This window comes from Weissella minor, from assembly GCF_001437425.1.
GTDB classification, from domain to species: Bacteria; Bacillota; Bacilli; order Lactobacillales; family Lactobacillaceae; genus Weissella; species Weissella minor.
The window spans coordinates 1-206 of sequence record NZ_JQCD01000027.1 but is presented as its reverse complement, the minus strand read 5'-3'; the positions used below and the strand labels follow the sequence as shown (position 1 = coordinate 206).

Annotated in this window: 1 protein-coding gene; it reads left to right on the top strand. The window is 41.3% G+C overall.

The genetic code is table 11. The features are described from left to right. Positions 1-206: GA module-containing protein (locus IV67_RS06400; RefSeq protein WP_157050304.1), on the top strand; the 206-nt coding region annotated here is incomplete at both ends.

Genomic DNA, 206 nt, shown 5'->3' with positions numbered 1-206 from the left:
CAGAAGCAACCAAACAATAATCAAGCGTTAGAAGATGCCAAGCAATCAGCGAAGGACGTAATCGATAAGTTGCCAAACTTGAGCGATGCTGAAAAGAATGACTTCAAGCAACGTGTTGATTCAGCGACATCAACGGATGCGATTAATCAAATTGTGAAGGACGCGACTGATTTGAATAACCAGAAGCAACCAAACAATAATCAAGC